Annotated in this window: 4 protein-coding genes; all 4 read left to right on the forward strand. The window is 33.1% G+C overall.

Translation table 11 applies throughout. The features are described 5' to 3' along the window. The coding region (locus VNJ50_RS03120) for a hypothetical protein (protein ID WP_325578961.1) at positions 1-182 on the forward strand (182 nt) is incomplete at its 5' end. Positions 183-264: 82 nt separating this feature from the next. Next, positions 265-468 (forward strand): helix-turn-helix transcriptional regulator, encoded by a 204-nt coding sequence (locus tag VNJ50_RS03125; protein WP_325578963.1) that lies wholly within the window; start codon positions 265-267, stop codon positions 466-468. Next, entirely contained in the window at positions 461-841 is a 381-nt protein-coding gene (locus tag VNJ50_RS03130; protein WP_325578965.1) for a (deoxy)nucleoside triphosphate pyrophosphohydrolase, read from the forward strand. The genes VNJ50_RS03125 and VNJ50_RS03130 overlap by 8 nt, the downstream gene beginning before the upstream one ends. A gap of 2 nt (positions 842-843) precedes the next feature. Continuing rightward, a partial coding sequence (locus VNJ50_RS03135; protein WP_325578967.1) for a DEAD/DEAH box helicase family protein occupies positions 844-2,929 on the forward strand: 2,086 nt, incomplete at its 3' end.

The raw sequence follows: 2,929 nt of genomic DNA on the forward strand, positions 1-2,929 counted from the left end.
TTTTTTTGCCAACGCACGGGAAAACAATTTTTGCCAACGCTCAATTAAGCGAAGCGAATCACGGACACAAAAAAACTATAAAAAATCAGTCCGTAAATGGTACATTTGGTTTTTCCAACACACAAGCCAAACGCAAAAAACCAAAAGAGTCATTTTCTTACCAACGCTATTGCATTAAATGAGCTTTTTTTATCTCATTTACTGAGATGGGGTTAATAAATTAAGTTATTTTTGTAACAGATGAAATACTAGATAACAATTAAAATGAACCGAATAAAAGTGGTTTTAGAAGATAAAGGAATTAAGCAAGTTTGGCTCGCCAAAAAACTTGGTAAAAGCTACAATATGATAAACTCATATGCTCAAAATAGAAGACAACCAAGCATTGAAGATTTATACAAAATAGCTAAACTTTTAAATGTTGAAGCGAGAGATTTGTTAATGAAAAACGCTAATATAAATGATTAAGGTGGTTTGTGCTGTTATAAAAAACGACAACAAAATTCTAATTGCTCAAAGAAGCAACAAAATGAGTCTGCCTTTAAAATGGGAATTTCCTGGAGGGAAAATAGAAAAAGGTGAGGATAAAAAAGCAGCATTAAAAAGAGAAATACAAGAAGAATTATCTATAGAAATTGAGATAGGAAATGAATTAAACGCTGTTATTCATCATTATGATAATTTCTCCATCACCTTAATTCCCTTTTTATGCACTACCAGTTCAAGAACGTTTAAACGAACTGAACACAAGGAGATTCGATGGGAAAAGAAAGAAAATTTAATGCAATACGACTGGGCTGCAGCTGACATTCCAATTGTCCATGAAGTTTTGAGTTTATAATTATGAAAATTGGTATTTACGAGAGTTTAATTACGGAAACACTTCAGCAGAAATTAAATGAAATTGATAGAGAACAATTTTATGTAGCTGACGAAAAACCCCTCGACACAGAAGAAGCAGTTCATTTTTTATCACTTCATTTTAATAAAGCTTTTCAAAATGCACTCCATTTAATCAAAGCTAAAAAGAGTGATTTAATTAGCAAACAAATTGAGATTACAAATAAACTTTTAGAGTTTCTATCTAAAGAAATAGAAAATTACGAATTTAAGGATGATCTTGTTTATGATGGAGGGAAGATTTTGGAAGGAATTTTAAATAAATTAAATTCAAATTACACCGATCTTTCGTTGGAGTTAAAAGAAATTATGCCTTCCACAAGATTGACACAAAGCACCTTATTTGTTGGCGGAAATGAAGGATTGTCTTTGGATTCAGAATTAAGAAAGGAAATTTTATCGGCAGACAGAGTGGATTTATTGGTTTCTTTTATCAAATGGAAGGCCATTGTAATTCTGAGAGATGCGTTTAGAGAGTTCACAAACAAGGGTGGCAGATTGAGGGTAATTACCACTACTTATATGGGAGCAACAGACGCCAAAGCTATTCAAGAATTAAGCGAATTTCCGAATACTAAAATAAAAGTTTCCTATAATAATGACAACGAACGCTTACATGCCAAGGCTTATTTATTTTACAGAAACTCAGGATTCCATACCGGCTATATAGGCTCATCTAATTTTTCACGTTCTGCCCTAACAGATGGCTTAGAATGGAATGTGAAAGTAACAACTAAGGAGATTCCTCATATTATTGACAAGTTCCAAAAAACCTTTGAGAGTTATTGGAACAACCCAGAATTTGAATTATACGATTCTTCAAAATTCGAAGATTTAGGAAAAGCTTTATTGCAAAGTAGAATTGGAAAGTCTACTCAAGAAATAGTGAATTTTTTCGATCTAAAACCCTACCATTATCAAAGCGAAATTTTAGAAAAATTAAAAATTGAGCGTACAGTTCATAGTTCTTATAGAAATTTGGTTGTGGCCGCAACAGGGACAGGAAAAACAATGATTTCCGCCTTTGATTTTAAAGCTTACCTAAAAGAGAATCCACAAGCGAAATTCCTTTTTATAGCACACCGAATAGAAATACTTCGACAATCTTTACATACGTTTAGGAATGTTTTAAAAGATCAAAACTTTGGAGAGCTGTATGGAGATGGATACCTTCCTACTCAAAAAAACGCTGTATTTGCTACCATACAAACTTTAAGCAACCAAATAGAATCTTTTTCTAATCCGGAATATTACGATTATATCATTTTGGATGAAGTCCACCACGCTTCTGCATCAACTTATCAAAAAGTGATTAATTACTACCATGCAAAAATCTTATTAGGATTAACTGCTACTCCTGAAAGAATGGATGGTAAAAATATTTTGACAGATTTTAACCATCGTATTGCGGCAGAAATTCGATTACCAGATGCATTAAACAATAAACTACTTTGCCCTTTTCAGTATTTTGGGATATCGGACTCTGTTGACTATTCAAGAATCAAATGGAATAATGGAAGATACGATACGGAAGAACTTACCAATGTGCTCACAGCAAACGATATTAGGGTTAGAGATATCATTAAAAATCTTCAGAGTTATACAAAAGACTTTAAAGAGGTAAGGGCTATTGGGTTTTGTGCGAGTATAAAGCATGCAAAATTTATGAAACAGAAGTTTGAAAATGTAGGTTTAGCTGCTGAATGTTTAACTTCGGAAAACTCAATTGACCGAGTGGATATTATTCATAGATTTAAAGCGAAGGAAATCAACTATTTGTTTGTGGTTGATATTTTCAATGAAGGAGTGGACATACCTGAAATTGACACAGTGTTGTTTCTACGCCCTACCGAAAGTTTAACCATTTTCTTACAGCAATTAGGTCGTGGCTTGCGCTTGTATGAAGGGAAAGATGCGCTGACGGTGCTGGACTTTGTAGGACAGGCACGCAAAGAATTCGATTATGAAAATAAGTTTAGAGCACTGATTGGAAAAACAAATACTACTGTACAAAATGAAATAGAAAAAG

The organism is Gelidibacter sp., assembly GCF_035577925.1.
In the GTDB taxonomy this organism is placed as follows: Bacteria; Bacteroidota; Bacteroidia; order Flavobacteriales; family Flavobacteriaceae; genus Gelidibacter.

Bases quoted from the DNA above. Each gene is read 5' to 3' on its own strand.
- VNJ50_RS03125 (WP_325578963.1), top strand. From the start codon at position 265: ATGAACCGAATAAAAGTGGTTTTAGAAGATAAAGGAATTAAGCAAGTT.
- VNJ50_RS03130 (WP_325578965.1), top strand. From the start codon at position 461: ATGATTAAGGTGGTTTGTGCTGTTATAAAAAACGACAACAAAATTCTA.